Annotated in this window: 25 protein-coding genes and 1 tRNA gene; 14 read left to right on the top strand and 12 right to left on the bottom strand. The window is 63.9% G+C overall.

What is annotated here, in order from left to right; translation table 11 throughout:
* The first annotated feature begins 305 nt into the window (after window positions 1-305).
* The 5 genes from AWB67_RS08590 to nagE all read left to right on the top strand — a co-directional run bounded on the left by AWB67_RS08590 (window position 306) and on the right by nagE (window position 7,737).
* The gene (locus AWB67_RS08590) at window positions 306-1,040 is read left to right on the top strand and encodes a GntR family transcriptional regulator (protein ID WP_087655813.1); all 735 of its coding nucleotides are present in this window, start codon (window positions 306-308) and stop codon (window positions 1,038-1,040) included.
* Between the two features lie 134 nt (window positions 1,041-1,174).
* The gene (nagA, locus tag AWB67_RS08595; protein ID WP_087655814.1) at window positions 1,175-2,278 is read left to right on the top strand and encodes an N-acetylglucosamine-6-phosphate deacetylase; all 1,104 of its coding nucleotides are present in this window, start codon (window positions 1,175-1,177) and stop codon (window positions 2,276-2,278) included.
* Window positions 2,271-3,278, top strand: a complete 1,008-nt coding sequence (locus AWB67_RS08600) for an SIS domain-containing protein (RefSeq protein ID WP_087655815.1) — start codon at window positions 2,271-2,273, stop codon at window positions 3,276-3,278. Before nagA ends, AWB67_RS08600 begins: the two co-directional genes overlap by 8 nt.
* Window positions 3,279-3,290: 12 nt before the next feature.
* Window positions 3,291-5,882: a phosphoenolpyruvate--protein phosphotransferase gene (ptsP, locus tag AWB67_RS08605; protein WP_087655816.1), complete on the top strand. Its 2,592-nt coding sequence runs from the start codon at window positions 3,291-3,293 to the stop codon at window positions 5,880-5,882.
* Window positions 5,883-5,961: 79 nt separating this feature from the next.
* Window positions 5,962-7,737, top strand: a complete 1,776-nt coding sequence (nagE, locus tag AWB67_RS08610) for an N-acetylglucosamine-specific PTS transporter subunit IIBC (RefSeq protein ID WP_200822199.1) — start codon at window positions 5,962-5,964, stop codon at window positions 7,735-7,737.
* A gap of 196 nt (window positions 7,738-7,933) precedes the next feature.
* On the opposite strand, the gene rpoH is transcribed toward nagE, so the two are convergent.
* Window positions 7,934-8,866 carry an RNA polymerase sigma factor RpoH gene (gene rpoH / locus AWB67_RS08615; RefSeq protein ID WP_087655928.1) on the bottom strand — a complete coding sequence of 311 codons (933 nt, stop codon included), beginning with the start codon at window positions 8,864-8,866 and terminating at the stop codon, window positions 7,934-7,936.
* A 403-nt stretch (window positions 8,867-9,269) separates the two neighbouring features.
* Here rpoH and AWB67_RS08620 point away from each other — a divergent pair, with 403 nt between their 5' ends.
* Both AWB67_RS08620 and AWB67_RS08625 read left to right on the top strand, forming a co-directional pair.
* On the top strand, window positions 9,270-9,800 hold the full coding sequence (locus AWB67_RS08620; protein ID WP_087655929.1) for an acyloxyacyl hydrolase: 531 nt from the start codon (window positions 9,270-9,272) through the stop codon (window positions 9,798-9,800).
* 45 nt (window positions 9,801-9,845) lie between these two features.
* The gene (locus AWB67_RS08625; RefSeq protein WP_087655818.1) at window positions 9,846-10,229 is read left to right on the top strand and encodes a nuclear transport factor 2 family protein; all 384 of its coding nucleotides are present in this window, start codon (window positions 9,846-9,848) and stop codon (window positions 10,227-10,229) included.
* 134 nt (window positions 10,230-10,363) lie between these two features.
* Here AWB67_RS08625 and leuA read toward each other — a convergent pair whose 3' ends face one another.
* Both leuA and ybiB read right to left on the bottom strand, forming a co-directional pair.
* Window positions 10,364-12,016 (bottom strand): 2-isopropylmalate synthase, encoded by a 1,653-nt coding sequence (gene leuA, locus AWB67_RS08630; protein WP_087655819.1) that lies wholly within the window; start codon window positions 12,014-12,016, stop codon window positions 10,364-10,366.
* 455 nt (window positions 12,017-12,471) lie between these two features.
* Window positions 12,472-13,443, bottom strand: a complete 972-nt coding sequence (gene ybiB, locus AWB67_RS08635; protein WP_125477567.1) for a DNA-binding protein YbiB — start codon at window positions 13,441-13,443, stop codon at window positions 12,472-12,474.
* Window positions 13,444-13,678: 235 nt separating this feature from the next.
* Between ybiB and AWB67_RS08640 the strand changes: the two genes are divergently transcribed.
* From AWB67_RS08640 to AWB67_RS08650, 3 genes are all read left to right on the top strand, one after another.
* Window positions 13,679-14,377 (top strand): fumarylacetoacetate hydrolase family protein, encoded by a 699-nt coding sequence (locus AWB67_RS08640; RefSeq protein WP_087655821.1) that lies wholly within the window; start codon window positions 13,679-13,681, stop codon window positions 14,375-14,377.
* A gap of 122 nt (window positions 14,378-14,499) precedes the next feature.
* The gene (gene maiA, locus AWB67_RS08645; protein ID WP_087655822.1) at window positions 14,500-15,144 is read left to right on the top strand and encodes a maleylacetoacetate isomerase; all 645 of its coding nucleotides are present in this window, start codon (window positions 14,500-14,502) and stop codon (window positions 15,142-15,144) included.
* The gene (locus AWB67_RS08650; protein WP_087655823.1) at window positions 15,141-15,761 is read left to right on the top strand and encodes a LysE/ArgO family amino acid transporter; all 621 of its coding nucleotides are present in this window, start codon (window positions 15,141-15,143) and stop codon (window positions 15,759-15,761) included. Before maiA ends, AWB67_RS08650 begins: the two co-directional genes overlap by 4 nt.
* 68 nt (window positions 15,762-15,829) lie before the next feature.
* Here the strand turns inward: AWB67_RS08650 and ftsY are convergent, their stop codons facing one another.
* Window positions 15,830-17,035: a signal recognition particle-docking protein FtsY gene (gene ftsY / locus AWB67_RS08655; protein ID WP_087655824.1), complete on the bottom strand. Its 1,206-nt coding sequence runs from the start codon at window positions 17,033-17,035 to the stop codon at window positions 15,830-15,832.
* A gap of 222 nt (window positions 17,036-17,257) precedes the next feature.
* Between ftsY and rsmD the strand changes: the two genes are divergently transcribed.
* The 3 genes from rsmD to AWB67_RS08670 all read left to right on the top strand — a co-directional run bounded on the left by rsmD (window position 17,258) and on the right by AWB67_RS08670 (window position 18,857).
* Entirely contained in the window at window positions 17,258-17,935 is a 678-nt protein-coding gene (rsmD, locus tag AWB67_RS08660) for a 16S rRNA (guanine(966)-N(2))-methyltransferase RsmD (RefSeq protein WP_087655825.1), read from the top strand.
* Between the two features lie 106 nt (window positions 17,936-18,041).
* Complete coding sequence (coaD, locus tag AWB67_RS08665; RefSeq protein ID WP_087655826.1) at window positions 18,042-18,545, top strand: pantetheine-phosphate adenylyltransferase; 504 nt, start codon at window positions 18,042-18,044, stop codon at window positions 18,543-18,545.
* A gap of 54 nt (window positions 18,546-18,599) precedes the next feature.
* Window positions 18,600-18,857 carry a YfhL family 4Fe-4S dicluster ferredoxin gene (locus tag AWB67_RS08670; protein WP_087655827.1) on the top strand — a complete coding sequence of 86 codons (258 nt, stop codon included), beginning with the start codon at window positions 18,600-18,602 and terminating at the stop codon, window positions 18,855-18,857.
* Between the two features lie 7 nt (window positions 18,858-18,864).
* On the opposite strand, the gene hisC is transcribed toward AWB67_RS08670, so the two are convergent.
* The 8 genes from hisC to AWB67_RS08710 form a co-directional block, all read right to left on the bottom strand.
* Window positions 18,865-19,935, bottom strand: a complete 1,071-nt coding sequence (hisC, locus tag AWB67_RS08675; protein WP_087655828.1) for a histidinol-phosphate transaminase — start codon at window positions 19,933-19,935, stop codon at window positions 18,865-18,867.
* A 20-nt stretch (window positions 19,936-19,955) separates the two neighbouring features.
* Window positions 19,956-20,558, bottom strand: a complete 603-nt coding sequence (pth, locus tag AWB67_RS08680; protein ID WP_087655829.1) for an aminoacyl-tRNA hydrolase — start codon at window positions 20,556-20,558, stop codon at window positions 19,956-19,958.
* Between the two features lie 132 nt (window positions 20,559-20,690).
* Complete coding sequence (locus tag AWB67_RS08685) at window positions 20,691-21,317, bottom strand: 50S ribosomal protein L25/general stress protein Ctc (protein WP_087655830.1); 627 nt, start codon at window positions 21,315-21,317, stop codon at window positions 20,691-20,693.
* Window positions 21,318-21,467: 150 nt separating this feature from the next.
* Entirely contained in the window at window positions 21,468-22,421 is a 954-nt protein-coding gene (locus AWB67_RS08690) for a ribose-phosphate pyrophosphokinase (protein WP_087655831.1), read from the bottom strand.
* Window positions 22,422-22,468: 47 nt separating this feature from the next.
* Window positions 22,469-22,545, bottom strand: a tRNA-Gln gene (locus AWB67_RS08695).
* 54 nt (window positions 22,546-22,599) lie between these two features.
* Entirely contained in the window at window positions 22,600-23,481 is an 882-nt protein-coding gene (gene ispE, locus AWB67_RS08700; protein WP_087655832.1) for a 4-(cytidine 5'-diphospho)-2-C-methyl-D-erythritol kinase, read from the bottom strand.
* A 19-nt stretch (window positions 23,482-23,500) separates the two neighbouring features.
* The gene (gene lolB / locus AWB67_RS08705; protein WP_087655833.1) at window positions 23,501-24,127 is read right to left on the bottom strand and encodes a lipoprotein insertase outer membrane protein LolB; all 627 of its coding nucleotides are present in this window, start codon (window positions 24,125-24,127) and stop codon (window positions 23,501-23,503) included.
* On the bottom strand, window positions 24,127-25,995 hold the full coding sequence (locus AWB67_RS08710; RefSeq protein WP_087655834.1) for a tetratricopeptide repeat protein: 1,869 nt from the start codon (window positions 25,993-25,995) through the stop codon (window positions 24,127-24,129). The genes lolB and AWB67_RS08710 overlap by 1 nt, the downstream gene beginning before the upstream one ends.
* A gap of 97 nt (window positions 25,996-26,092) precedes the next feature.
* Here AWB67_RS08710 and mutM point away from each other — a divergent pair, with 97 nt between their 5' ends.
* Complete coding sequence (gene mutM / locus AWB67_RS08715; protein WP_087655930.1) at window positions 26,093-26,923, top strand: bifunctional DNA-formamidopyrimidine glycosylase/DNA-(apurinic or apyrimidinic site) lyase; 831 nt, start codon at window positions 26,093-26,095, stop codon at window positions 26,921-26,923.
* Window positions 26,924-26,928 lie beyond the last annotated feature (5 nt).

Genomic DNA, 26,928 nt, shown 5'->3' on the forward strand with positions numbered 1-26,928 from the left:
GGGATTTTCATTTCCCGATCCTAAGTAACTCCATGCATTGTGCCCCATGAAGTGCACGATCGTGCGTCTTGGCGACCGATTTGCATATTGTTGCGATTGAGGCGGACCACTCGCTATCGACTGGGCTACGGATTGGGGTAAGTCCTGATCCTCAAACAACGTAAGTCAGCACCTAAGACTTTCTTATAAATTATTGATAAATATAAGAAAAACGCTGTCGCAAAGATCAAAAATCACAGAATTGACTGGTATTATTTTGGTTATATAATGGGCTCGCCTTAACGCAAAAAGACCGGAGCATTCCGATGGACGAACGCTGGCGAGAACTGGCCCCCGACGCGCAAAACAGCACTCCGCTGTACTTGCAGCTCGCCGCCCGTCTCGCCACTGCCATTCACGCAGGCGCCTGGTCCGCGGGTGAAGCGCTGCCGTCGGAGCGGACGTTGTCGGAGGGCGTCGGCGTATCGCGGATCACGGCACGTAACGCGATTGCGCTGCTCGTCGAGCAAGGGCTGATTCGCCGGGTGCGCGGCGCCGGCAGTTTCATCACGCCGCGCGTCGAAGATCCGCTCTCGAGGCTCACCGGTTTCACGAAGAAGATGGAGCAGCGCGGCTTCAAACCCGATTCGGTCTGGCTCGCGCGCGAAGTGCGCACCGCGAGCCGTGACGAAATGGTGCAACTGGGTTTGTCGCCGGGAGCGGGCGTCGCGAGTTTGCGACGGTTGCGCCGTGCGGACGGCATCGTTATGGCCGTCGAGCATTCCACGTTGCCGGCGTCGGTCGTGCCGCAGCCGCTTGCGATCGGCGCGTCGCTGTATCGCTATCTGGAGGAACGCGGCACGTCGGTGGTGCGCGCGCTGCAGCACTTTCGCGCGGTCAACGCGGGCGCCGAGATCGCGCGGCTAATGGGCATCGCGCCGCGCGCCGCGCTGCTCGTGATTACGCGTATCGGCTATTCGTCGGACCAGCGCGCGATCGAACTGACGGACACCTATTGCCGCGACGACTACTACGACTTCGTCGCGGAGCTTCATCGATAGCGCCGGTACAGGCGCGCAACACCAGCAAAGAAAAACGAGAGGACAAAGACGCCGGACGCAGTTGGTCAGCCTGCTCGCAGCAAGGCGCGACCGGTTTTCAGCCTCACCATGCATCCCGTTTCACAGAGAACTCCATGCTCAAAGGAAACATACTCACCACCGCCGGATGGATTCTCGGCTCGATCCGCTTCGAGAACGGCCGCGTGACGGCGCTCGAAGGCGAGCGCGCCGATCCGTCGATGAACGATGCGCCGTACATCCTCCCGGGCTTCATCGACCTGCACGTGCACGGCGGCGGCGGGCGCGACATCATGGAAGGCGGCGACGCCGCGCAGACCGTCGCGCGCCTGCACGCGCAGCACGGCACGACGAGCCTCCTCGCCACGACGATGACCGCGCCGCGCGACGAACTGATGAACGTCGTAGCCGGCCTCGGCGAGCAGGCGAAAATCCGCGCGGCGGGTGGCGCACGCATGCTCGGCGTGCATCTCGAAGGCCCGTACATCAATCCCGGCAAGCTCGGCGCGCAGCCGGACGCCGCGGCCGTCGCCGTGCGGGACGAAGTCTTGAAGTACCTGTCACTCGCGCCGATCCGCGTCGTCACGATCGCGCCGGAAATCGCCGGGCATCTCGACATCATCGCGGAGATGGCGGCGCGCGGCGTGCGCGTGCAACTGGGCCACTCGCTCGGCACCTACGACGACGCCGTCGCCGCGCTCAAGCACGGCGCGTGCGGCTTCACGCATCTGTTCAACGCGATGTCGCCGCTGCATCACCGCGATCCCGGCATGGTCGGCGCCGCGCTCGCGCACGCCGAGTACGCGGAGCTGATCCCCGACCTGCTGCACGTTCATCCGGGCGCGATTCGCGCGGCGTTGCGCGCGATCCCGCATCTGTACGTCGTCACCGACAGCACGTCGGCGTCCGGCATGCCCGACGGCGAATACCGCCTCGGCAGCCAGCACGTCACGAAGTGCATGGGCGGCGTGCGTCTCGCCGACGGCACGCTGGCCGGCAGCACGCTCACGATGGATCAGGCGCTGCGCAACCTCGTCTCGCTCGGCTTGCCGATGGCGGACGTCTCGAACCGGCTGTCGCGTTTCGCGGCCGATTACCTCGGACTCGAAGACCGCGGGCGTATCGCGCGCGGCGCGTGGGCCGATCTCGTCGTCATCGATCGCGACCTCGCGCTGACGGCCACTTATGTCGAAGGAGAATCGATTGTCGAATATGCTTAACGAGGCGCTGGCGTCCGCCGATGTGGTCGCCGCCCAGCTCGCCGATACCGCGTCCATCGAGGCGCTCGCCGTCAAGCTCGCCGAAGTCCCGCGCCACGTCGCGCTGACGGTCGCGCGTGGCAGTTCCGATCACGCCGCCAGTTATTTCGCGAGCCTCACGATGAGCCGCATCGGCGTGCCGGTCGCGTCGCTGCCGATGTCGGTCGCGACACTCCAGCAGGCGCCGTTGCGCGTCGCCGGGCAACTGGCCGTCGCGTTCTCGCAGTCGGGCAAGAGCCCCGATCTCGTCGGCACGATGCAGGCGCTGCGCCAGGCGGGAGCATTCACTGTCGCCGCCGTCAACGCGCCGAATTCGCCCCTCGCCGATGCCTGCGAATGGCATCTGCCGCTGCTCGCCGGCGCCGAACTCAGCGTCGCTGCGACAAAAAGCTACATCGCGATGCTGTCGCTGTCGGCGATCGTCATCGCGCACGTCCAGCGCGACGTCGAACTGCTCAATGCGCTCAAGACGCTGCCCGACGCGCTGCGCCGTGCGGGCGAGCTGGACTGGTCGAAAGCCGTCGATGAACTGAAGGGCGTCGATCGCATGATCGTGATCGGACGCGGCCTTGGGCTCGCGATCGCGCAGGAAGCGGCGTTGAAGCTGAAGGAAACCTCGGGCATCCAGGCCGAGGCGTTTTCGAGCGCCGAAGTGCGTCACGGCCCGATGGAACTCATCGACCGCGACTATCCGCTGCTCGTGTTCGCGCCGCGCGGACCGGAGCAAGAAGGCCTGATCCAGCTTTCGCGCGACATGCGTGCTCGCGGTGCGCGCGTGCTGCTCGCCGCGCCCGACGACGTCGACGAAGCCGACCTTCCGCTTGCCACCACCGACCACCCGGCGCTCGATCCGATCGCCGCCATTCTTTCCTTCTACGTGATGGCCGCGGGTCTGGCCGCCGCGCGCGGGCGCAATCCCGACGCGCCGCGCCACCTGAACAAAGTCACCGAAACTCACTGAGCGAGTCACCCGATGCGCCGTGCCGAGGAGTCCCAGTTGAATCATTCCAGCCAATCCGCCAGCAGCTTCGTCCTGCTCGCGCCGTTCACCGGTCCCGTGGTGCCGCTCGCCGACGTGCCCGATCCCGTGTTCGCCGAAGGCATGTTCGGCGACGGCATCGGCATCGATCCGCTCGATGGCGTGCTCGTCGCGCCGTGCGACGGCACGATCACGCACCTCGCGCGCACCAATCACGCCGTCACGCTGCGCACGGCCGAGGGCGCGGAAATCCTCCTGCATATCGGCATCGACACCGTCGAGCTGGGCGGCAAGGGCTTCACGCCGAAGATCGAACAGGGCGCGACGGTACGCGCCGGCCAGGCGCTGATCGAATTCGACGCGGATTTCGTCGCGCGCCACGCGCCGAGCCTCGTCTCGGTGATCGCGGTGGCGAACAGCGACGCGTTCGAGGTCGTCGAGCGGGCAGGGCGCGGCGTGCTGAAAGCGGGCGAAGGTCGCCTGCTCGTGCTGCGCGCGAAGGACGGCGCAAAAGCCGACGCCGCCCGCAGCGACGCCAATTTCACCGATGAAGCCCGCCGCAACGTGACGCTCGCCCACGCGGGCGGGCTCCACGCGCGGCCGGCGGCGCGCGCCCGCGAAGCGGCGCGTGGCTTCGACGCCAAGGTGGAGGTGCGTTTCGAAGGCCGCAAGGCGCCGATCGAAAGCGTCGTCGGTTTGCTCAGCCTCGGCGCGGGCGAGGGCGCGACGATCGAATTGCTCGGCATCGGCGCGCAGGCGTCGCAAGCGGTCGAGGCCGTCGCGAACGAATTGCTGCGCGCGGCGCACGGCGAAGTCGAAGAGACGCCGGCGCGCGCCAAATCGCCCGCGCCGGTTCCCGCGACGCCGCCGTCCGGCCAGCCGCTCGACCCGAACACGCTCGCCGGCGTGTGCGCGTCGCCCGGCATCGCGGTCGGCACGCTCGTGCGCTGGGACGACCAAGAGATCACGCCGCCTGAGCAGGCGAGCGGTTCGTCGGCGGCGGAAAGCCATGCGCTCGACCGCGCGATCGCCGCTGTCGATGCCGAACTCGACGAAACCGTGCGCACCGCGTCGCAACGTGGCGCGGTCGGCGAGGCGGGGATTTTCGCGGTGCATCGCGTGCTGCTGGAAGACCCGACGCTCGTCGATGCCGCCCGCGACCTGATCAGCCTCGGCAAGAGCGCCGGTTTCGCGTGGCGCGAGGCGATCCGCGCGCAGATCGCGCTGCTGTCGAAAATCGAGGACGCGCTGCTCGCCGAACGCGCCGCCGACTTGCGCGACATCGAAAAGCGCGTGCTGCGCGCGCTCGGCTACAAGAACACGTCGGCGCGCGAACTGCCGGACGAAGCCGTCCTCGCCGCCGACGAATTCACGCCGTCCGATCTCTCGTCGCTCGACCGCACGCGCGTCACCGCGCTTGTAATGGCGCGCGGCGGCGCGACGTCGCACGCGGCGATCATCGCGCGCCAGATCGGCATTCCGGCGCTCGTCGCCGTCGGTGATGCGTTGCATGCCGTGCCCGAAGGCACGCAAGTGGTGGTCGATGCATCGGCGGGACGGCTCGAACACGCGCCGACCGCGCTCGATGTCGAACGCGCGCGGCTCGAACGCCAGCGTCTCGCAGGCGTGCGGGAAGCGAACCGCCGCACGTCGCAGCAAGCGGCGACCACCAGCGACGGCCGCGCGATCGAAGTCGCGGCGAACATCGCGACGCTCGACGACGCGCGGACCGCCGTCGAAAACGGGGCCGATTCGATCGGCTTGCTGAGGACGGAGTTGCTCTTCATTCACCGCGCGTCGGCGCCGACGAAGGACGAGCACAAGGACAGCTACCAGGGCATCGTCGATGCGCTGCAGGGCCGCACGGCGATCATCCGCACGCTCGACGTGGGCGCGGACAAGGAAGTCGATTACCTGACGCTGCCGCCGGAAACCAACCCGGCGCTCGGCCTGCGCGGCATCCGCCTGGCGCAAGTGCGCCCCGATCTCCTCGACGACCAGTTGCGCGGCCTGATCGCCGTGCAGCCGTTCGGCACGGTGCGCATCCTACTGCCGATGGTCACGGATTCGGGCGAACTCGTGCGTCTCAGAAAACGTATCGACGAACTGGCGCGCGAAATCGGCCGGACGGACGCGATCGAAGTGGGCGTGATGATCGAGGTGCCGTCGGCGGCGCTGCTCGCGGACCAACTGGCGCAGCACGCCGATTTCCTCTCCATCGGCACCAACGATCTCACGCAGTACACGCTCGCGATGGACCGCTGCCAGCCCGATCTCGCCGCCCAGGCCGACGGCCTGCACCCGGCCGTGCTGCGCCTCATCAAGGCCGCGGTCCAGGGCGCGGAGAAGCACGGCAAGTGGGTCGGCGTGTGCGGTGCGCTCGGCGGCGATCCGGTCGCGGTGCCGCTGTTGGTCGGCCTCGGCGTGACGGAGTTGTCGGTCGATCCGGTGTCGGTGCCCGGCATCAAGGCGCGCGTGCGCAATCTCGATTACCAGCTTTGCCGTCAGCGCGCCGAGGATGCCCTCGCGCTCGAATCGGCTCAGGCAGTGAGAGCAGCAAGCCGCGAAATCTGGCCGCTGGACTAATCGTCCGTCCGGCGCCGGCCCTTCGCGGCCTTATATAACCCCAGCAACGACAAGACCTACATATTTATTGGAGAACCCGATGGACGCTAACCCGTTTGCAAAAATGCAGCGCCTAGGCCGCGCGCTGATGCTGCCGATTGCAGTTTTACCCGTGGCCGGGCTGCTGTTGCGGCTAGGCCAGCCGGACGTTTTCAACATCAAGATGATCGCCGACGCCGGCGACGCGATCTTCACGAACCTGCCGCTCCTGTTCGCGATCGGCGTGGCGGTGGGTTTCGCGAAGGACAACAACGGCACGGCGGGTCTCGCAGGCGCGATCGGCTATCTGATCGAAATCGCGGTGATGAAGGACATCGACCCGAAGCTGAACATGGGCGTGCTCTCGGGGATCGTCGCGGGTGGCGTCGCCGGGTATCTCTATAACCGGTACAAGGACATCAAGCTCCCCGAATACCTCGCGTTCTTCGGAGGGAAACGCTTCGTGCCGATTGTCACGGGCGTGGCGTGTCTCGTGCTCGGGATCGTGTTCGGCTACATCTGGCAGCCGGTGCAGCACGCAATCGATGCGGCCGGTCTCTGGCTGACCACGGCGGGCGCACTCGGAACGTTCGTGTTCGGCGTGCTGAACCGGATCCTGCTGGTCACGGGCCTGCATCACATCATCAACTCGCTCGCGTGGTTCGTGTTCGGCACGTTCACGCCGCCGGGCGGCGCGGCGGTCACAGGCGACCTGCACCGCTTCTTCGCAGGCGATCCGACCGCGGGTGGCTTCATGACCGGCTTCTTCCCGATCATGATGTTCGGCCTGCCCGCAGCGTGTCTGGCGATGTTCCATGAGGCGCCGAAGCATCGTCGTGCGATCGTGGGCGGCCTGCTGTTCTCGATGGCGCTGACCTCGTTCCTGACCGGCGTGACAGAGCCGATCGAATACACGTTCATGTTCCTCGCGCCGATTCTGTATGCGATCCACGCGCTCTTGACGGGCCTTGCGCTCGCGATCTGCTCGCTGCTCGGCGTTCACCTGGGCTTCACGTTCTCGGCGGGCGCGATCGACTACGTCCTGAACTACGGTCTCTCGACGCGCGGCTGGATGGCGATTCCGATCGGCATCGTCTACGGGTTCATCTATTACGGCCTGTTCCGCTTCTTCATCCGCAAGTTCAACATGGCGACGCCGGGCCGCGAACCCGAAACCGCCGATACGCAAGCCGAATCGACGTCTGAAAGCACGGATGGTGGCGTTGCGCCGGTGCCGGGACTGGCGAAATCGCGCGCGTCGCGTTATATCGCGGCGCTGGGCGGCGCGTCGAATCTGACGCTCGTCGATGCCTGCACGACGCGTCTGCGTCTGTCGGTGGTGGATACGGAGAAAGTGTCGGAAGCGCAACTGAAGACGGCCGGTGCGCGCGGCGTGCTGAAGCGCGGCACGACGACCGTGCAGGTGATCATCGGACCGGAAGCGGACCTGATCGCTGACGAAATCCGCACGGAAATCGAGCATTCGCCGGCGCGTGGCGCAGTGGCGGCTGCGGCTCCTGCTGTGGCTCCGGCTGCTGCGGCAGCGGTTGGCGCCAGCGAGCAAGGCCCGCTCGATCCGGACCCGCTTCGCTGGCTCGCGGTGTTCGGCGGCGCGACGAACGTCGCCTCGCTTGATGCGATAGCCGCGACGCGCCTGCGTGTCGTCGTGCGCGATCCATCGGCGGTGGATCGCCAGCGGCTGTCGTCGCTCGACGTGGCGTGGGTATCGGCGGATACGTTCCACATCGTCGTGGGCTCGGCGGCGGAGCGCTATGCGCGTCAGTTGGGTGCGCGGTTGTCGTCGAACGGCGGCGGGGCGGCGCCTTTGCCGGCTTGATCGCTGGTTCAGCATGAGAAACGGCGCCTTCGGGCGCCGTTTTCGCCTTCAGGCGATGAATACGCTAATTCATCGACCGCGCATCGGATTTCAGCCGGTATGGTCGAGGAAACGCAGTTCCAATGCTGACGACGCGTAGAAGCGAAAAAAAGCCCGCCGTCTTGCAACGGCGGGCTTCGACTGCCTGATTCAACGCTTACGCGTATTCGTGCAACGCCGAGCGCATCTTCTTCATCGCGCTCGCTTCGATCTGGCGAATGCGCTCCGCCGACACGCCGAACTCGTCGGCGAGTTCATGCAGCGTCTTGCCGCCCGAGCCGTCGTCCTGCACTTCGAGCCAGCGCGCCTGGATGATGCGGCGGCTGCGTTCGTCGAGCGATTCGAGCGCGCTCGACAAACCGTCGCTTTGCAGCTTGTCGAACTGGCGCGAGGCGATCACGTTGGTCGGCTCGTTGTGCGAGTCGGCCAGATACGCGATCGGCGCAAACGCTTCCTCGCCGTCCTCGACCTGACCTTCGAGCGCGATATCGCCGCCCGACAAACGCGTTTCCATCTCGGCGACTTCCTCGCGCTTCACGTTCAGCTCTTTCGCGAGACCTTCGATCTCGCCCGGCGTGAACGCGCCGAGACCGGTCTTGTGGCTGCGCAGGTTGAAGAACAGCTTGCGCTGCGCCTTCGTGGTCGCCACCTTCACCGTGCGCCAGTTGCGCAGGATGTATTCGTGAATCTCCGCCTTGATCCAGTGCATCGCATACGACACGAGGCGCACGTTCTGCGCGGGGTCGAAGCGCTTCACCGCCTTCATCAAGCCAATGTTGCCTTCCTGGATCAGGTCGGCGTGCGGCAAGCCGTAGCCCAGATAATTGCGGGCGATGGACACGACGAGCCGCAGGTGCGACAGCACGAGCTGGCGCGCGGCGTCGAGGTTGCCGTGCTCGCGGAATTCGGTGGCGTACTGACGTTCCTCCGACTGCGACAGCATCGGAATCCGGTTCACAGCCGAAATATAGGCGTCGATGTTGCCGATCTGGCCGGTCAGCATGGACGACTGTGCGTACGTCAGCGCGCCTGCCGAAGCCTTGGCCGGCGCCGGGCGCACAACATTCGGAAGGGTCATCGCATTGGTCACGCTCATAAGCTCCTTATCAACAAAAAACCCGGTGCAACAGCGCATCGAGTCACCACGATATTAGCACTCCAGTCCATTGAGTGCTAAGAATTAGAGCGCCGTCCTGTGTGGGAGTTCCCACAAAAGCTATCGAAAATCAGCGGCTGATAGGAGACATATTACAGATAATTAAACAGTCATTTTTACCGTGGACGCCCGTGCGATTTCCTGTTAATTCGCATGAATTACCTCGTTTCGATCCGTCCTCGAAACTTAATTCTTCTTTTCGAGGAAACCGGACACGATCCAAGCAAGATTTCGCGGCCATCTCTAAAATACCGCGGTGGCCGTCCGAGCGGTCGGGATCAAAACTAGTGTCGGGGTGTTCGTGCAAAAGAAAAAAAGCGCCTGGCTAAATCAATTCGTGCAATGCGCCGTCTTTGCGGCTTGGGCGTGCGCTCCGGCCGTCGCGAGCGCCGACCAGTTCGGCGTGCAAGTCGCCGGCGGCGTTGCGGATCACGACATCAAGAAAGCCGATCTCGGCGTCGCGTGGGATCCCAATTGGACCTGGTGGGAAATCGGCGGCTTCCACTTCACCGTGGTCGGCGAAGCGCACGTCTCCTACTGGCGTTCGACCGACGACGCCGCCGTCCATCCGAACATCTTCGAGGTCGGGATCACGCCGGTCATCCGCTTCATCAGGAGTTCCGGCACGATCCGGCCGTTCATCGAGGCGGGTGTCGGAATACGGCTGCTTTCGCACACGCGCATCACCGATACCTTCTCCGTCGGCAGCGCGTTCCAGTTTGCCGACATGGTCGGCGTGGGTGCGATCTTTGGAACGCATCAGAACTATCAGGCCGGCCTCCGCTTTCAGCATTTGTCGAACGGCGGTATCAAAGAGCCGAATCCTGGTATAAATTTCAGCCAGCTATATCTGGAATACAACTTCTGACGGGGAACGCGTGCATCGGTTCCTCGGTGCAAGAGGAATCGACAGATGCCGGCAAATACTATTGAGGCGATCCGCGGCCTCGAGCGCGACCGCTTCCGGGCGATGGTGGACGGCGACGGTGCCCTGCTGGACGCGTTGCTGGCCGAGAACGTCAGTTACGTGCACACGAACGGCAAGCGCGAGACGAAACGCCAGTTCATCGATGCGATCACCGCCGGGCGGCGACGGTATCGCCAGATCGAAATCCAGTCGCAGGACGTGATGCCCGCCGGACGCGATACGTGTCTCGTGTCGGGACGCGCGCTGATCGAAATGGAATCGAAAAACGGCGCGTTGCTGTTTCCGATCGCGTACACGGCGGTGCATGTTCATACCGACGGGCAGTGGCAATTGCTCGCGCTCCAGGCGACGCGCGTGGCGCTAGAGTGAGTTCTTGCGACGACGCAAAAGCGCCTCGCCGCATTCTGCGGCGAGGCGCTTTTTTTATTGCAGGCCATGTGCGGCAAGGTCCCGACCGATTGCTGTTCAAGCCGCGATTGCTGCGCTCCCCGCCACAGCGCGCCTCAAGCCGCGACCGCTTCGCTCTCCACCTGCACGACTTCCGCCCATTGCGCACGATTCACCGCGCTGACTACCGCATCGACGACCGCCAGTGCCGCGTTCGTATTCACCGCGACGCCGTAACGCACGGCCTGCTCGCCGACGCGACACCCGACGAACACCGCCGTCTCGCCATTCGCGGTATTGGCCGTCTCGAACGACGACACTTGCGCCGCCACCCCCAGCGCCGCGGCGACTGCCTCCGCGTACGCATCGCCCGAAGCCGCACCCGACGCCGCCGGCATCGCGACACTCCGCCCTTGGACACGCAGCGTCGTCGCGTTCACGCGCGACACCGGCCCCGCGACATCGAAATATTCGCGCCGGAACAGCGCGCAGACGGCGTCGCCGGAAACTTCCTCGCCCGATTGATCCGCGACCGCCTGCACCGCGTGGCTGAACTCGATCTGCACGCGCCGCGGCGGCGTGAAACCCAATCCGCGCTCGAGCAGGAACGTTGCGCCGCCTTTACCCGACTGGCTGTTCACGCGGATCACGGCGTCGTAGCTGCGGCCGAGATCGGCGGGATCGATTGGCAAATAGGGCACGTCCCACACCGTGCCCGGCTGGCGTTGCGCGAAGCCCTTCCTGATCGCATCCTGATGCGAACCCGAAAACGCCGTGAACACGAGATCGCCCGCGTACGGATGGCGCGGATGCACGGGAATCTGGTTGCAACGCTCGACGACGCGCCGCACGCCGTCGATGTCCGAGAAATCGAGGCCCGGGTCGATGCCCTGCGTGTAGAGATTCATCGCGAGCGTCACGAGATCGACGTTGCCGGTGCGCTCGCCGTTGCCGAAGAGACACCCCTCGACGCGATCCGCCCCCGCGAGCAGCGCGAGTTCCGCCGCCGCGACCGCCGTGCCGCGATCGTTATGCGGATGCACCGACAGCACGATGCTGTCGCGATAGCCCATGTTGCGGTCCATCCACTCGACCTGATCGGCGAACACGTTCGGCATCGCGGCTTCGACGGTCGCGGGCAGGTTCACGATCATCTTGTGCTCGGGCGTCGGGCGCCACATTTGCGCAACGGCGTCGCAGACTTCGCGCGCGAAGGAGAGCTCGGTCATGCTGAACGTCTCCGGCGAGTACTGATAGGTCCAGTGCGTGGCGGGCCGCGCGGCCGCGCATTCCTTGATGATCCGCGTGCCCTCGACGGCCAGCGCCTTCACCTCATCCTTCGACTGGTTGAACACGATGCGCCGGAACGAGGGCGCGATCGCGTTGTACAAGTGCACGATCACCTTCGACGCCCCTTCCACGGCCTCGAAGGTCCGCTCGATCAGTTCGCGGCGCGACTGCACGAGCACTTCGATGGTCACGTCGTCGGGAATGCGCTTTTCGACGATCAACTTGCGTACGAAGTCGAAATCCGTCTGCGATGCCGACGGGAAGCCCACCTCGATCTCCTTGAAACCCGTCGCCACCAGCATCTCGAAGAATTCGAGCTTCGCCGCGATGCTCATCGGCTCGATCAGCGACTGGTTGCCGTCGCGCAGGTCGGTGCTCATCCAGATCGGCGCTTTTTCGATCGTGCGCGTCGGCCAGCGGCGGCCGGTGAGGCGGACTTGCGGAAACGGACGGTATTTCTCGGAGGGGTTGGGCATCATGATCGTCGACCTCGTTTATCGGCGGTTGCGTAGCGCCTGCGAGAGAGGCCGAAGCCGGCGGCTGGCCGGCTGCTGCCCGATGCGCGCTGAGAGGCTTGTCCGCGCGCGCGGTCACGTTGCATCACGGCGATGGTGACGCCTGCGACCAGCGTGAACGTGCGCGAAGCAGCGTGCATGTGACCCTCGCGTTTCCGTATCGCGGGATGCGCGAACGAAAAGCTGACGACTACAGGTGGTGAAAAGAGAGAACTACGGGAACTGCTGGGAGGACCGCGCGTTGAAGAGACGAACGCGCAGCGCTACGCCTGGCGATTTACGCTAGACGTAGCGATAGGGGCCGCGCTAGGCGGCCCGAAATAATTCGGAGGGAGGAGAATTGGGTGAAGCACATGGGGCTACTGTATGTCAGCGCCGGCTGAACTGTCAACCGACGGGTGCAATCGGAGCTTTCTGGTTTATGAGGGCCTGCGCACCACATCGGTGATCAGCTCCACCTGCCGCGCGACCGCCGGCGGCACGGGCACCTCGCCGCGCAGCACGGTTTCGATCCAGCGCGCGGTGGTCGCCGCATCGAGCGATTCGGGCAGCGCGGCGGCGGGCGCATCGGCGGACGAGCGTTCCGCAGACAGCAGCGTCTCCGAATGCCCGTCGTGGAACCAGTCGACCTGCACTTGCCGACGCGTATCCGCGACCGCCTCGCCTTCGGTGCCGCGCGCAAGCAGGGCGCCGCCGGTCGCGGCATCGGGGTGGTCGATGAAGAGGCCCGTCAGGCTGTCGCGATACTGCGGATGCGTGTAGTTCACGATCCGCAGGCCCGGCTGCGCAAACGGCTGGAGAATCTTGACAAGCGTATGCGTCGAATTGCGCACGCCCATGATCCGGCGCAGCGACAGGAGCCGCGCGAGCTTCGGCGCAAGCGACGCGATCGGCGCGAACGCCAGCCGGCGCGATGCGAGGCTGTCCTCGATTTCATCGTGCGACGCGGCGTGCTCGATTCCCAGTTCAGCGAAAATCTCGGCGCTCGTCACGCGGCCCGGATCGTCGAGGACGCCGTGCACCAGCACCGGCACGCCTTCGCGGGCGAGCAGCATCGACAGGAGCGGCGTGAGGTTCGGCTGCTTGCGCGCGCCGTTGTAGCTCGGGACCGATACCGGTCGCGCGTGGTCGCGGCCGTTCTGGATGTGCAGCGGCTCGAACGATGCGTGCGCGGCGGCAAGCATCGCGGCGAGTTCGGCGGCGGTCTCGCCCTTCACGCGATACGCGAGGAGCACCGCGCCGAGTTCGAGGTCGGAGACGCGGGCGTCGAGCATCGCTTCGTAGAGCGCGTAGGTGTCGTCGCGGCTCAGGGCGCGGGCGCCGTTCGGGCCGCGGCCGATTTCCTTGATGTAGCGCGCGCAGGGGAAGGCTGGGGCAACGGAGTCGGTCATCAGTTGAGTTGGCACGCGCGGCGTGCGTCCATGCTTTTTTGCGATAAGGGATTGTATTGAGTATCGCATTTGCAGAGCGCTGGCAAGTCGCGGCCGGCTGCTTTGCATTCCGCTTACGGTGATATCGGCCGCAGACGCCCGCCACGCAAGCGCGGCGCGGCCAAGTTACACTCTTTGCCTTGCCGGCTTCGCTTGGTCACGCGGGCCGCACGACCAATCATGAAAGGAGAGCGGGATGAGTTACGTTGTCACTCCGGCACCGGTGGTTGCGGTGCCCGTCGTCGGGTCGGATGAGCGGTTTCCGGTGCGCCGCATCTACTGCGTCGGCCGCAACTACGAAGCGCACGCGCGCGAAATGGGCCACGATCCCGACCGCGAACCGCCGTTCTTCTTCAGCAAGCCCGCCGATGCGGTTCTATACGTCGCACCGGGCGCGACTGGTGAGTTCGAATACCCGACGCAATCGAAGAACGTGCATTTCGAGATGGAACTGGTCGCGGCGATCGGCAAGCAGGGCCGCGACATTCCCGCCGACAAGGCGCTCGACTACGTGTACGGCTACGCACTCGGTCTGGACATGACGCGCCGCGATCTCCAGGCTGAAGCGAAAAAACTCGGCCGTCCGTGGGATACCGCGAAGGGCTTCGACCATTCCGCGCCGCTCGGGCCGATTCATCCGGTGGCGAAGATCGGGCATCTCGAAAAGAGCGCGATCTGGCTGACGGTCAATGGTGAGGAAAAGCAGCGCTCGGATGTTTCGCAACTGATCTGGTCGGTGGGCGAGACGATCGCTTATCTGTCGACGCTTTTCGAGCTTTTCCCAGGTGATTTGATTTTCACCGGCACGCCGGAAGGCGTCGGCGCGGTTGTTAAGGGCGATTTGATGAAGGGCGGCGTGGATGGGATCGGGGAGTTTGCGGTGCGGGTGGTGTGAGCTTCGCGAAGAACGGCGCAACTACTTTGCATGGGACCAGAGTAAGCGCATGGGGCCGGAGCAAGCGCCAAAGCGCAAACTCCGGCCGACAGCGCTAACCCTCGCCGACAGGGAGACAAAAATTGAAGCTGTACAGCTATTTCCGCAGTTCCGCCGCATACCGCGTGCGCATCGCGCTGAACCTGAAAGGGCTCGACTACGAGTACGCGCCCGTTCACCTGCTGCGTGACGGCGGCCAGCAACTCAAGCCGGAATATCGCGAGCTGAATCCGGACGGCATCGTCCCGACGCTGATAGACGGCGACGACGTTCTCAACCAATCGCTTGCGATCATCGAATATCTGGAGGAAACGCATCCCGAGCCGCCGCTCCTGCCGCGCGCACCGGTCGATCGCGCGTTCGTGCGCTCGATCGCACTGCAGGTGGCGTGTGAAATCCATCCACTCGACAACCTGCGCGTGCTCAAGTACCTGAAGCATCAAGTGAAAACGCCCGACGACGTCAAGGACGCCTGGTACGCGCACTGGGTCGAGGCGGGCTTCGAGTCGCTGGAAAAGCGACTTGCGTCCGACCGGCGCGTCGGCGCGCTTTGTTTCGGCGATGCCCCGACCGTCGCCGATCTCTGCCTCGTGCCGCAGGTTTTCAACGCGCGGCGTTTCAAGATCGACATGAGCCGCTTCCCGACGATCGAGCGCATCGCCGATCACGCCGGCGAGATCGATGCCTTCCAACGCGCCGCGCCCGCGCAACAACCCGACGCTGAATGACGTTTCCCTATCTATCGAGTTTTCTGTCCGGCGCCGGGCTCGGCGCCAGTCTGATCATCGCGATCGGCGCGCAAAACGCGTTTGTGTTGAAGCAGGGATTGAAGCGCAGGTACGTCGGGCTGGTCGTCGCGATCTGCGCGTCGATCGACGTGCTTTTGATCGGCCTCGGCATCGGCGGGATGGGCGCGCTGATTTCGCGGGCGCCGTTCCTGCTCGACGTGATCCGATGGGCCGGCGCGATTTTCGTGTTCCTGTACGGCGCGCGGGCGTTTCTCGCGGCGTGGCGCGGTCCCGGCCACCTCGACGCCTCCGACGGCGAAACGCAGACGGCGATCGGCGCGGCATCGACGGTGCTTGCGCTGTCGCTGCTCAATCCACACGTTTATCTCGATACTGTCGTGCTGCTCGGCGGCATCGGCGCGCGTTATGGATGGCCGCGCAACGCGTGGTTCGCGGCGGGGGCGATGTGCGCGTCGATCGTGTGGTTCACGACGCTCGGCTACGGCGCGCGTCTGCTGCAGCCGTGGTTCGAAAAGGATATTGCGTGGCGCGTGCTGGATGTGATCGTCGGCTGCGTGATGTGGTGGATCGCGGCGGCGCTGGTGTTTTCGCACTGAGCGTTGCGGCTTCAGCAAAGCAAAAAAGGCGTCCCGCGGGACGCCTTTTTTGCGATGGCAATCAGTCCTCAGCCAAGCAGCGCGTCGGCGAATTCCGCAGCGCTGAACGGCTGCAAGTCCTCCACCTTCTCGCCGACGCCGATGAAATACACCGGAATCGGCCGCTGACGCGCGATCGCCGCAAGAATGCCGCCCTTCGCCGTGCCGTCGAGCTTCGTCACGATCAACCCGGTGAGGCCGAGCGCGTCGTCGAACGCTTTGACCTGCGCGAGCGCGTTCTGCCCCGTATTGGCGTCGATCACGAGCAGGACTTCGTGCGGCGCATCCGGCATCGCCTTCGCGATCACGCGGCGCACCTTGCGCAGCTCTTCCATCAGGTGCAACTGCGTCGGCAGGCGGCCGGCGGTGTCGGCCATCATCACGTCGATCTTGCGCGCGCGCGCCGCGCCGACGGCATCGAAGATCACGGCAGCCGCGTCGCCGCTTTCCTGCGACATCACTGTCACGTTGTTGCGCTCGCCCCAGACGGTGAGTTGCTCGCGCGCGGCGGCGCGGAACGTGTCGCCGGCGGCGAGCAGCACCGACTGGTCGAACCGCTGCAGATGCTTTGCGAGCTTGCCGATGCTGGTCGTCTTGCCCGCGCCGTTCACGCCCGTGATCATCATGACGAGCGGCTGCGCGCGGCCGAGCATCAGCGACTTTTCGAGCGGCTCCAGCAACTCGACGAGCAGGTCGCGCAGCGCGTTCTTGACCTGCATCGCATCGCTTAGACGCTCGGTGCGCACCTTTTCGCGCAGAGCTTCGAGCAGGAATTCGGTGGCATCGACGCCCGCGTCGGACATCAGAAGGGCCGTTTCGAGCTCCTCGTAAAGATCCTCGTCGATCTTCGCGCCGACGAAAATGCCGGTCAGACTCGTACTCGTCTTCGACAAACCGTGCTTCAGCCGCGAAATCCACGATTTTTTGGCGCTCGCGTCCGGCGCGGGCGGCGGGATCACTTCGTTCAGCTCTTCGGCGAGCGGCTCGCGCTTCCATTGCGACGGCGTGCGGCCTTGCCAGTAAGGCTGCGGTTCGGCGGTCTTTTGCTCGGGCGCGGGCGACGTCGCTTCAACCGGAGCGACAGGCGGCTCGACCGGCTGCGCGGGCGTGACGGGCGTCGTCGCGTGGCGCAGCGGCTCGTCCGGCGCGTCGACTTCGGCGGCTTCTTCCGCCTGAACTTCAGCCGGCGTATCGCCTTCGGTCGGTTTCTTGAATCGTTTGAAGAAGCTGAACATGGTCTGCACTGGTGGGTGATGCGCGCGTTCTTCGGATACTGCCGCATTCCCGGCGTCGGGACAGCCGGGCAGCGAGCGAAAGCGCGGAAGGCGCGTATTTTATCAGGCGATGCCTATGGCGGTCGCTGCCCGTTGGTGGCAAGGCGCACGCCTGTGGTAACGTTGGCTTTCATCTTTTCGCGTTGGCGTCCGGCGCCCTCGCGCATCCCTAATCGCTCTCACATGTCCCGTTCGTCCATCACACGTTCGCTTTTGTCAGCCCGGCCCGGCCGCGAATCGCCCAAGGTCCGCGAGCCCGCCAAAGTCCGCGAGCCGACGCCTTCGCGCGGCGGCAAGCCGCATTCGATCCGCATCATCGGCGGCGACTGGAAGCGCACGCCGCTGCCCGTGCTCGATCTCGACGGCCTGCGCCCGACGCCTGATCGCGTGCGCGAAACGCTCTTCAACTGGCTCGGCCAGGAACTGGACGGCCAGCGCTGTCTCGATCTGTTCGCTGGCAGCGGGGCGCTCGGCTTCGAGGCGGCATCGCGCGGGGCGGAACGGGTGCTGATGGTCGAACGCAGCGGCCGCGCGGTCGCGCAATTGAAGGCGAACCAGACGCGACTCGCGGCGAAGAACATCGAAATCGTCGAAGCGGACGCGTTGCGGCTCGCCGCGAGTCTCACACCGAATTCGTTCGACGTCGTCTTCCTCGATCCGCCGTTCGCCGACCAGCCGATGCTCGAACGCGCGATCGCGCTCGCGGCGCCGCTTGTCACGCCCGGCGGCGCGCTTTACGTCGAATCCGGCGAGGCGCTCGAGGTCGCCGCGTACGCAGCGCTCGAAGGCTGGCGGATCGTCCGGGAAGGCAAGGCGGGCACGGTCCGCTATCATTTGCTGCGGCGCGAAAATGAGGAATAATGCGCGTTCCAAAAATAACGCACCGGGCTCTTGACCGGGCGACCCGCCGGGCTGCGCTAGCCGATGCGGCCGGGCGGCCCAATGTCACCATAAGAGGAGAAGCCCCATGGTAGTCGCCGTGTACCCGGGAACGTTCGACCCGCTGACGCGCGGACATGAAGACCTCGTGCGGCGCGCGTCGAGCATCTTCGATACGCTGGTCGTAGGTGTCGCCGACAGCCGCGCCAAAAAGCCGTTTTTCGATCTTCAGGAGCGCCTCGACATCGCCCACGACGTGCTCGGACACTATCCGAACGTGCAGGTGATGAGCTTCAAAGGGCTATTGAAGGATTTCGTGAGGAAGAACAACGCGCGCGTGATCGTGCGCGGCTTGCGGGCCGTCTCCGATTTCGAGTACGAGTTTCAGATGGCGGGAATGAACCGTTATTTGCTGCCCGACGTGGAAACAATGTTCATGACGCCGTCTGATCAGTATCAATTCATTTCGGGCACGATCGTGCGTGAAATCGCGCAATTGGGCGGCGATGTCAGCAAGTTCGTATTTCCGTCGGTCGAAAAGCGCCTCATCGACAAGGTCGGCCCGATCGCGCGGGACACCGCTGCGCCTTGAGCGCGGGACCGTTGTTCACATAGCGGGCTTGGTGTCGCTTATTGAGAGTAAAGCATGTCTTTGATCATCACCGACGAGTGCATCAACTGCGACGTCTGCGAGCCCGAGTGCCCTAACGACGCCATTTCGATGGGCACCGACATCTATGTCATCGACCCGAAGAAGTGCACCGAATGCGTCGGCCATTTCGACGAGCCGCAATGCCAGCAGGTGTGCCCGGTCGAATGTATTCCGCGCGATCCGGCGCATGTCGAGTCTCCGGATCAGTTGATGCAGAAGTATCACGCGCTGATGGCTGCCAAGAGCCAATAAGCCTCTTTTAGCTGACGATCAGTCCACGTAAAGCGCCGATGAGCGCATCACATTCGGCATCAGTGCCGATGGAAATGCGCAAATGCTGGTCGATGCGCGGCAACTTGAAGTGCCGTACAAAAATCTCCCTCTCTCTCAGCGATGCGGAGAGCGTCGCTGCGTCGTGCGCTGGATGACGCGCGAACACGAAATTCGCCGCCGACGGCACGACTTCGAAACCTAAAATCTGCAACTCGCTCGTCAGACGATCGCGACTTGCGATCACCTTCGCGCAGCTTTCGCGGAACCACGCGTCGTCTTCATAAGCTGCGATCCCCGCCGCTTGCGCCAGCCGATCGAGCGGATACGAGTTGAAGCTGTCCTTCACGCGGGTAAGTGCCTCGATCAGCGCGGCATTGCCGAATGCGAAACCCACGCGCATTCCCGCGAGCGAGCGCGCTTTCGACAACGTCTGCACGACGAGCAGATTCGGATACGTATCGATCAGCTTCACCGCCGATTCCGCACCGAAATCGACATACGCTTCATCGATCACGACCGGTGAATCGGGATTCGCCTTCAGCAACGCTTCGATCTCGGCGAGCGACAACGCGCGACCCGTCGGCGCGTTCGGATTCGGAAAGAGCACGGCACCACCGTCCGCCCGATAGTCGTCGATATCGATGCCGAACTCCGCATTCAGCGGGATCGCCTCGAACGCCACGCCGTACAACTGAGCGTAGACCGGATAGAAGCTGTAGGTGACATCGGGGAAACGGATGGGCTTGTCGTGCTTCAACAGCGCCTGGAACACGTGCGCGAGCACTTCATCGGAACCGTTACCCGCGAACACCTGCTCGATGCGCAGCCCGTGATGTGCCGCGACCGTCTCGCACAGCGCGCGGGCGGTCGGATCGGGATACTTGCGCAGCGTCTCGCCGGTATCACCCAGCTCGCGCCGAATCGCCTTTACGACGAGCGGCGACGGCGGAAACGGATTTTCGTTCGTGTTGAGCTTGATGGGATGCGCCATCGCGGACTGCTCGCCCGGCACATACGGCGTCAGTCGATGAACGATGTCGCTCCAGAAACGGCTCACGTGCGGCTCCGAATTAGGTGTCAGGAATTGCGATGCAGGTTCATCACTGCGCGCTCGGTCTCGCCCGCAACGACGAACGGCATCACTGCGAGCGCGCGCTCGATCGACTGGTCGATCGGTTCCTGCTCCTCGCGGCGCGGCGGCTTGAGCACGAAATTGGCGACATCCGGCTTCGCGCCCGCGCGCGAACCTTCGGGAATCAGATCGCGCGGATGCCCGATCCCGATCCGCAAACGCCAATACTGCTGCGACGACAGATGCGCGGAAATATCCTTGAGGCCGTTGTGCCCGCCGCTGCCGCCGCCGAGCTTCATCTTGACGGTGCCGGGCGGCAGATCGAGCTCATCGTGCGCGACGAGAATTTCGTCGGGCAGAATCTTGAAAAACTGCGCCACCGCGACGACCGATTGCCCCGAGCGGTTCATGAACGTCTGCGGTTCGAGCAGATGGACTTCGTGCCCGTTCAGACGCCCCTTGCCGTAGTGACCGTGGAAACGCCGTTCATCGCGCAGGGTGGCGCCGGCGTCGCGGGCGAACTGGTCGACGAACCAGAAGCCGGCGTTGTGTCGCGTGGCGGTGTATTCGGCGCCCGGATTGCCGAGGCCGACGATCAGCTTGATCATGTCGAGTCGTCGCGAGCGAAGCGCCCGCCTGAAATGGTGCGAAAAAAAACCCGCCGGAGCGCGAGCACCGGCGGGTCACGTCGTCCCGTTCTTGCGAACGGTTCGAGAGGATAGGCTTTTCTCAGCGAAAACTTACGCTGCGGGCGTTTCGCCTTCGCCTGCTGCAGCACCGCCAGCCGATGCATCCGACACCACGGCGGCCGGGATCGTCGCCGAGGCGAGGACCGGATTTTCCGCTTCGAGGTGAGCGACGAGCGCGACGCCCTTGGGCAGCGTGATGTCCTTGGCGTGCATCGTCTGACCGGCTTCGATGTTCGCCAGATCGACTTCGATGAATTCCGGCAGGTCGCCCGGCAGGCATTCGACTTCGAGTTCGTTGATCACGTGCGAGATCACGGCGCCCGACAGCTTGACGGCCGGATTCGATTCCTGATTCAAGAAGTGCAGCGGCACCTTGGTGTGCAGCTTCTTCTTCGAATCGACGCGCTGGAAGTCCACGTGCAGAACCATCTGCTTGAACGGGTGGTATTGCACGTCGCGCAGGAGAACCTGCTGCGGCTTGCCGCCCACTTCCAGGTCGAGAATCGACGAATGGAACACTTCTTTCTTCAGCGCGTGCCAAAGGGCGTTGTGGTCGAGTTCGACCAGTTGTACGTCTTTGTCGGCGCCATATACGATGCCCGGGGTCTTGCCCGAGTTACGCAGGCGGCGGCTCGCACCCGTACCTTGCAAATTACGCTCGAAAGCGACTACTTTCATGATTCAACTCCATAAGCTGCCCGCGACCAGGCAGTGAAAACGGGGCTATTCGTTAAGTGACAGCCCCAAGAGCAACGGCACGAACCTTCGTCCGTTCGCGCCGATCACGCAAAAACGCGAAGCTGGAGCTTCGCGTCAGTGCCAATTCTTTCAACTTTCGGCGAAAAGCGACATCACCGAGTCGCCGCGCCGGATTCGCGAGAAGGTCTCAGCGAGGAGGCCCGCGCTCGACAGCAGGCGGATTTTCTTGCATGCCAGCGATTCGGCGGAGAGCGGAATCGTATCGGTGACGACGAGTTCGTCGAGTTCCGATGCCGCGATCCGTTCGCCCGCGCCGCCCGAGAGAACCGGGTGCGTTGCGTACGCAAAAACCTGCTTCGCGCCGCGTTGCTTCAAAACCTGTGCTGCCTTGCAGAGCGTGCCGGCGGTGTCGACCATGTCGTCCATGATCACGCACGTGCGGCCTTCCACTTCACCGATGATGTTCATCACTTCAGCGACGTTCGCCTTCGGGCGACGCTTGTCGATGATCGCGAGATCGGTGTTCAGTTGCTTCGCCAGTGCTCGGGCGCGGACCACGCCGCCCACGTCCGGCGACACCACCAGCAGATCTTCGTGACTCTGCTTGCGCAAGTCGCCGAGCAGCACGGGCGTTGCGTAGATGTTGTCGACCGGGATGTCGAAGAAGCCTTGAATCTGGTCGGCGTGCAGATCCATCGTAATGACGCGATCGACGCCGGCGATTTCCAGCATGTTCGCCACGACCTTCGCCGAGATGGCGACTCGCGCCGAACGCGGCCGGCGATCCTGACGCGCATAACCAAAATAGGGGATGGCTGCGGTGATCCGGCCAGCGGACGCACGCTTGAGCGCATCGACCATGATCATCAGTTCCATCAGGTTGTCGTTCGTCGGGGCGCAGGTGGACTGCAAAACGAACGCGTCCTTGCCTCGGACGTTTTCCTGAATCTCGACCATGATTTCGCCGTCGGAGAAACGGCTGACCATCGCTTTGCCGAGAGGAATTCCAAGAATTTTGACGACTTCCTGTGCAAGCGCGGGATTTGCGTTGCCAGTAAAAACCATCAGGCCGTCACTGCTCATCGTGCACCTGTTCGGGCTGGGGGCGAGAGGAAAAACGCGAGAAATTATGGCAGGGGAGGAAGGACTCGAACCCTCGCATGCCGGAATCAAAATCCGGTGCCTTGACCAACTTGGCGACTCCCCTACACTAACTTTGAGTCTTGCCGGGGAGTGTAGGACGACCCGACAAAACAAAACCTTATGACGCGAAAGTGAAGAGAGGATGAGAATCCAGGCTGCCTGTTACTTTGCTTTTCCAGCTTGCCGGGAGTTTGGCTTGTACCATCTCCGCTTCGGCTCTGCTATGAAACGCAGCAAACACGCTTGCTCCAGATCCGGTCATTCGCGCCGGTGCAAGATTCGAAAACCACTCGAGCACCATCGCAACTTCCGCGTACTTTTTTGCGACAACTGCCTGCATGTCATTTCGGCCGAAGCTTTCGGGCCAATCTGTGTCAGAACTATGTTGTGCAAGAAAGTCCGTCATTGTGAGGACTTTTGAGTCCCTTGTCAACGCTTTCTCAGAAAAAATCTCAGCGGTTGGGACATGGACCGCAGGAGTCACCACCAGAAACCAGCGTTTCGGCAGTTCGACTGCCTGAAGTGCTTCGCCCACTCCCTCTGCAAATGCATTCTGCCCGAAAACAAAAAACGGCACGTCCGCGCCGAGTTGCAGGGCGAGATTTTGCAGCTTCGCGCGCGGCAGGTCAACGCCCCAGAGTCGATTCAACGCCAAAAGTGTCGTTGCCGCGTCAGAACTGCCTCCGCCGAGGCCCGCGCCCATCGGAAGCCGCTTGTGGATTTCGATCTCGACGCCGTATTTGCTTCCCGTATGCGTTTGCAACAGGCGCGCGGCACGCACGACGAGGTCGCTGGCTTCGGGCACACCCGGTACGTCCGTCTTGCGCGTGATGGTGCCGTCGTCGCGACGCGCGAAGTGGAGCGTATCGCCCCAGTCGAGGAGCTGGAATACTGTCTGCAGCGCGTGATAGCCGTCCGGACGACGGCCGGTGATGTGCAGGAAGAGATTCAGCTTCGCGGGCGCGAGGCAGTCGCGGAGCGATTCGTTCGGAGAGGACATGCGTTGAACCAGGTCCAGGTTACTGATCGATCACGAGCTTGATGTCGAGCGGCGGATCGTTGCGCGTGAGGTTCACGCGCTTGACGCCCGTAGCGGGCGCGTCGGCGTAGGCCAGGTAGTCGATCGTCCAGCCGTCCTGTTTGATTTCCTTCAGATACCCGTTGTTGGACGACGCATCCATCGTCGTCGTGGCGCGCGAGGTAGGCGCCGCCGACGGCTGCAGCCAGTACCGCAACCCTTCGACCGGCAGCGCGAAGCCGAGCGTGCTTTGCATCAGTCCGGAGACGTTTTCGGCGTTCAGCGGTTGGCGATTCGGCAATTCCAGCGTCGCCGATGAAGGCGACGACGTCACGATCGCCAACGTCTGACCGAGCGGATTACGCAATTGCAGCGTGACGGTATCGCCCGTTTCCTGCCAGTCGAAGTTGCCGTATGCGTTGCGTTGCTGGCCGTACTGATCGTTGTACTGGACGGCGAAACGTCCGTGATACGCGCGGCTCGTCTGTGCCGTGATCGAGGTCGCGGCGTTCGTCGTGTTCGGGACGTTCGGCTTGGTCGCGCAGGCGGAGAGCAGGACGGCGGACGCGGCCGTCAGCGCGAGCGCGCCGCGGCGAAGCGGCGCGCCGGCGAAAAAATTGAATGCCATCAAAGATCGTTCACCTGGAGTCGTTTGAGCGTTTTGACGAGCGTGTCGTTATCCGGTTCAAGCTTTTGCGCCTGCCGCCACGTCGCGCGTGCCTGATCCTGCTGGCCCGACTTCCACTGCACTTCGCCGAGATGCGCGCCGATTTCGGCGTTCGGCTGCAGTTCGTACGCCTGTTTCAGGATCTTCGCGGCCTCCGTCGAATTGCCCTGGCGGTATTTGGCCCAGCCGAGGCTGTCCATGATGAACGCGTCGTTTGGCGCAAGCGAGACTGCCTTCTCGATCAGCTTCACCGCTTCGTCGATCCGCTGGTTCCGGTCGACCAGCGAATAGCCGAGTGCGTTGTACGCCTGCGGATTGTCCGGCTGCGTGCGCATCAGGTTGCGCAACTGCGCTTCCATGACGTCGTAATGGCCGTTCTTTTCGGCAGCCATCGCGTAGTCGTAGGCGAGATCGGGGTCGTCCGGGAACGCGGCCGAAGCCTTCGCCAGATTCGCCTCGGCTTCCGTATAACGCTTCGCCTCGAAAAGCAGCGCGGCGTCGGTGCGTGCGAGCTGAGCGATGTCGCGCGGATCGGAGCTCTGGAGATTCGCGAGCAACTGGCGCGCTTCATCGACCTTGCCCTGCTTCGCCAGCAACTGCGCGCGCGTGATCTGCGCGGGCAGATACTGCTGGCTCGTGTGCGGAATCTTGTCGAGCCACTGGCTCGCGGCGGCGTCGTTCTTCTGTTCCAGCGACAACTGCGCGAGATAAATATAAGCCTGCCCGGGATCGGCGCCGGGCGTGCTTTCGGCGGTCTTCGCGTACTGATTCAGATAGTCCTGCGCCTTGTCCAACTGCTTTTTCTGGATGTTGATCAGGGCGAGCGCCATCAGCGGCGTCAGGTCCTTCGGATCGTTCTTGCGCATGATTTCGAACTGCTTCTGCGCATCGTCGAGCCGGTCGGACGACAGATACAACTGCGCGAGCGCGAGCCGCGCGTCGTGCGACTTCGGATTTTTCTCGACGTATTTCTCAAACGACGCGATGCCTTCCTTGCGCTCCTCCGGCCCCATGCGCGCGAGCGTCAGGGCGGCGGGCAGGTAGTCGGGCTTCAGCTGCAGCGCCTTTTCGAGCGATGCCTTCGCGCCCGGTTGATCGTCGGCGAGAAGTTGCTGGCGCGCGATCGCGAGCTGCGTCTCGGGGCGCTGCAAGTCGTTCTTCGTCAGGTCCTTCAGCACGTTCAGCCCGCCGACGCGGTTCGGCCCGCGCGACAGCAGCGACTGCAGCGAAAGGATGGCGTCGGCGCGCTGTGCTTCGGGCACCTTCGCGAGTTCGCGTTCGAGGATCGGCTTGGCGTCGTCGGGCTTGCCGGACACGATCAGGAGCGACGCGCTCAATTGCGCCGCGCGATCCGAATGCGGCGCGAACTGCTGCCACAACTGAACGGCGGTCAAAGCGTCGTTCGGACTCTGCGCGCCGATCGCGATTTCCGTCGCGCGTTGGGCGAAACGCGGGTCGTGCGTGTCGCGGGCGAGCGAGAGATAGGTCTGATACGCGGGCGCGGGCTGGCCACGCTGTAGCGCTACTTCGGCGGCCAGCACCTGGAACACGATCTGGCTTGAGAGCGCGATGCCGGGCAGGTCCTGCGATTCCTTCGCGGTCGTCGGCGCGGTCAGCAGGTCGGCGGCGCTGACGGCCTGATCGTCGGGGGCGGGAGCGGGGGTTTGATTCTGTGCCTGCGACTGCGGCGGATTCTGCGCGCAGGCGGGCACGAAAGCGAAGGCAACAACCGCGAGCGCGACGGCGCCTGCGATGCGCGTAAACGGCGTCCCGCCATCCGCGAGCGCGGCCGTCCGCTTGGAGAACAGCTTCGTGACGAACAAGTTCATGGAATTCCAGTCGATGTTTCAGTCGATTGTAACGCGGTCGCTACAATACAGGCACAAAGCGGGCACTTCGCCCAGCAAGTTGCAGACCAACGAAACAATGCCAGAGTTGCCCGAAGTAGAAGTCACGCGCCGCGGTATCGAACCGTATGTGACGGGGAGGCGCGTCGAACGCGTCGAAGTGCGCACGCCTACGCTGCGTTGGCCGATTCCGCCGCATCTCGCGAAGACGCTTGGGTCTCTAAAAATTGAGAAAGTCGAGCGGCGCGGCAAATATCTGCTTTTCGAGACGGCCGAAGGGTGGCTGATCGTGCATCTCGGCATGACGGGAACGCTGCGCGTATTGCGCAACGTGCCGCGCCCGCCGGACGCCGCCAAGCACGATCACATCGATCTGATCTTCGACGAATTCATCCTCCGATTCCGCGATCCGCGACGTTTTGGCGCAGTGCTCTGGCATGCGCGCGAGGACGGCGACGTGCTCGATCATCCGCTGCTCGCGGGTCTCGGCGTCGAGCCGTTCACGTCGGAATTCTCGGGCGCGCTGCTGTTTCGACGCACGCGGGGGCGCAAGGTATCGGTGAAGCAGGCGCTGCTCGCGGGGGAAATCGTCGTCGGCGTCGGCAATATTTATGCGTCGGAGAGCCTGTTTCGCGCCGGCATCCGGCCGACGACCGCCGCCGGCCGCGTCTCGCTCGTGCGCTACGACCTGCTTGCGGATGCCGTGCGCACGACGCTCGCCGCGGCGATCGAGAAGGGCGGCAGCACGTTGCGCGATTTTGTCGGCAGCAACGGCGAGGCGGGTTATTTCCAGCTCGACTATTTCGTCTATGATCGCGCCGGCCTGCCGTGCCACGTCTGCGGCACGGCGATCAAACAAATCGTTCAAGGTCAGCGCTCGACGTATTTTTGTCCGCGCTGCCAACGCTAATTTCT

The sequence above is a fragment of the Caballeronia terrestris genome (genome assembly GCF_001544515.1).
Taxonomy (GTDB): domain Bacteria; phylum Pseudomonadota; class Gammaproteobacteria; order Burkholderiales; family Burkholderiaceae; genus Caballeronia; species Caballeronia terrestris.

Excerpts from the sequence above, each read along its gene's own strand:
- AWB67_RS08590 (WP_087655813.1), top strand. The coding sequence starts at position 306 with ATGGACGAACGCTGGCGAGAACTGGCCCCCGACGCGCAAAACAGCACT.
- nagA (WP_087655814.1), top strand. The coding sequence starts at position 1,175 with ATGCTCAAAGGAAACATACTCACCACCGCCGGATGGATTCTCGGCTCG.
- AWB67_RS08600 (WP_087655815.1), top strand. The coding sequence starts at position 2,271 with ATGCTTAACGAGGCGCTGGCGTCCGCCGATGTGGTCGCCGCCCAGCTC.
- ptsP (WP_087655816.1), top strand. The coding sequence starts at position 3,291 with ATGCGCCGTGCCGAGGAGTCCCAGTTGAATCATTCCAGCCAATCCGCC.
- nagE (WP_200822199.1), top strand. The coding sequence starts at position 5,962 with ATGGACGCTAACCCGTTTGCAAAAATGCAGCGCCTAGGCCGCGCGCTG.
- AWB67_RS08625 (WP_087655818.1), top strand. The coding sequence starts at position 9,846 with ATGCCGGCAAATACTATTGAGGCGATCCGCGGCCTCGAGCGCGACCGC.
- leuA (WP_087655819.1), bottom strand. The coding sequence starts at position 12,016 with ATGATGCCCAACCCCTCCGAGAAATACCGTCCGTTTCCGCAAGTCCGC.
- ybiB (WP_125477567.1), bottom strand. The coding sequence starts at position 13,443 with ATGACCGACTCCGTTGCCCCAGCCTTCCCCTGCGCGCGCTACATCAAG.
- AWB67_RS08640 (WP_087655821.1), top strand. The coding sequence starts at position 13,679 with ATGAGTTACGTTGTCACTCCGGCACCGGTGGTTGCGGTGCCCGTCGTC.
- AWB67_RS08650 (WP_087655823.1), top strand. The coding sequence starts at position 15,141 with ATGACGTTTCCCTATCTATCGAGTTTTCTGTCCGGCGCCGGGCTCGGC.
- ftsY (WP_087655824.1), bottom strand. The coding sequence starts at position 17,035 with ATGTTCAGCTTCTTCAAACGATTCAAGAAACCGACCGAAGGCGATACG.
- rsmD (WP_087655825.1), top strand. The coding sequence starts at position 17,258 with ATGTCCCGTTCGTCCATCACACGTTCGCTTTTGTCAGCCCGGCCCGGC.
- coaD (WP_087655826.1), top strand. The coding sequence starts at position 18,042 with ATGGTAGTCGCCGTGTACCCGGGAACGTTCGACCCGCTGACGCGCGGA.
- AWB67_RS08670 (WP_087655827.1), top strand. The coding sequence starts at position 18,600 with ATGTCTTTGATCATCACCGACGAGTGCATCAACTGCGACGTCTGCGAG.
- pth (WP_087655829.1), bottom strand. The coding sequence starts at position 20,558 with ATGATCAAGCTGATCGTCGGCCTCGGCAATCCGGGCGCCGAATACACC.
- AWB67_RS08685 (WP_087655830.1), bottom strand. The coding sequence starts at position 21,317 with ATGAAAGTAGTCGCTTTCGAGCGTAATTTGCAAGGTACGGGTGCGAGC.
- AWB67_RS08690 (WP_087655831.1), bottom strand. The coding sequence starts at position 22,421 with ATGAGCAGTGACGGCCTGATGGTTTTTACTGGCAACGCAAATCCCGCG.
- ispE (WP_087655832.1), bottom strand. The coding sequence starts at position 23,481 with ATGTCCTCTCCGAACGAATCGCTCCGCGACTGCCTCGCGCCCGCGAAG.
- lolB (WP_087655833.1), bottom strand. The coding sequence starts at position 24,127 with ATGGCATTCAATTTTTTCGCCGGCGCGCCGCTTCGCCGCGGCGCGCTC.
- AWB67_RS08710 (WP_087655834.1), bottom strand. The coding sequence starts at position 25,995 with ATGAACTTGTTCGTCACGAAGCTGTTCTCCAAGCGGACGGCCGCGCTC.
- mutM (WP_087655930.1), top strand. The coding sequence starts at position 26,093 with ATGCCAGAGTTGCCCGAAGTAGAAGTCACGCGCCGCGGTATCGAACCG.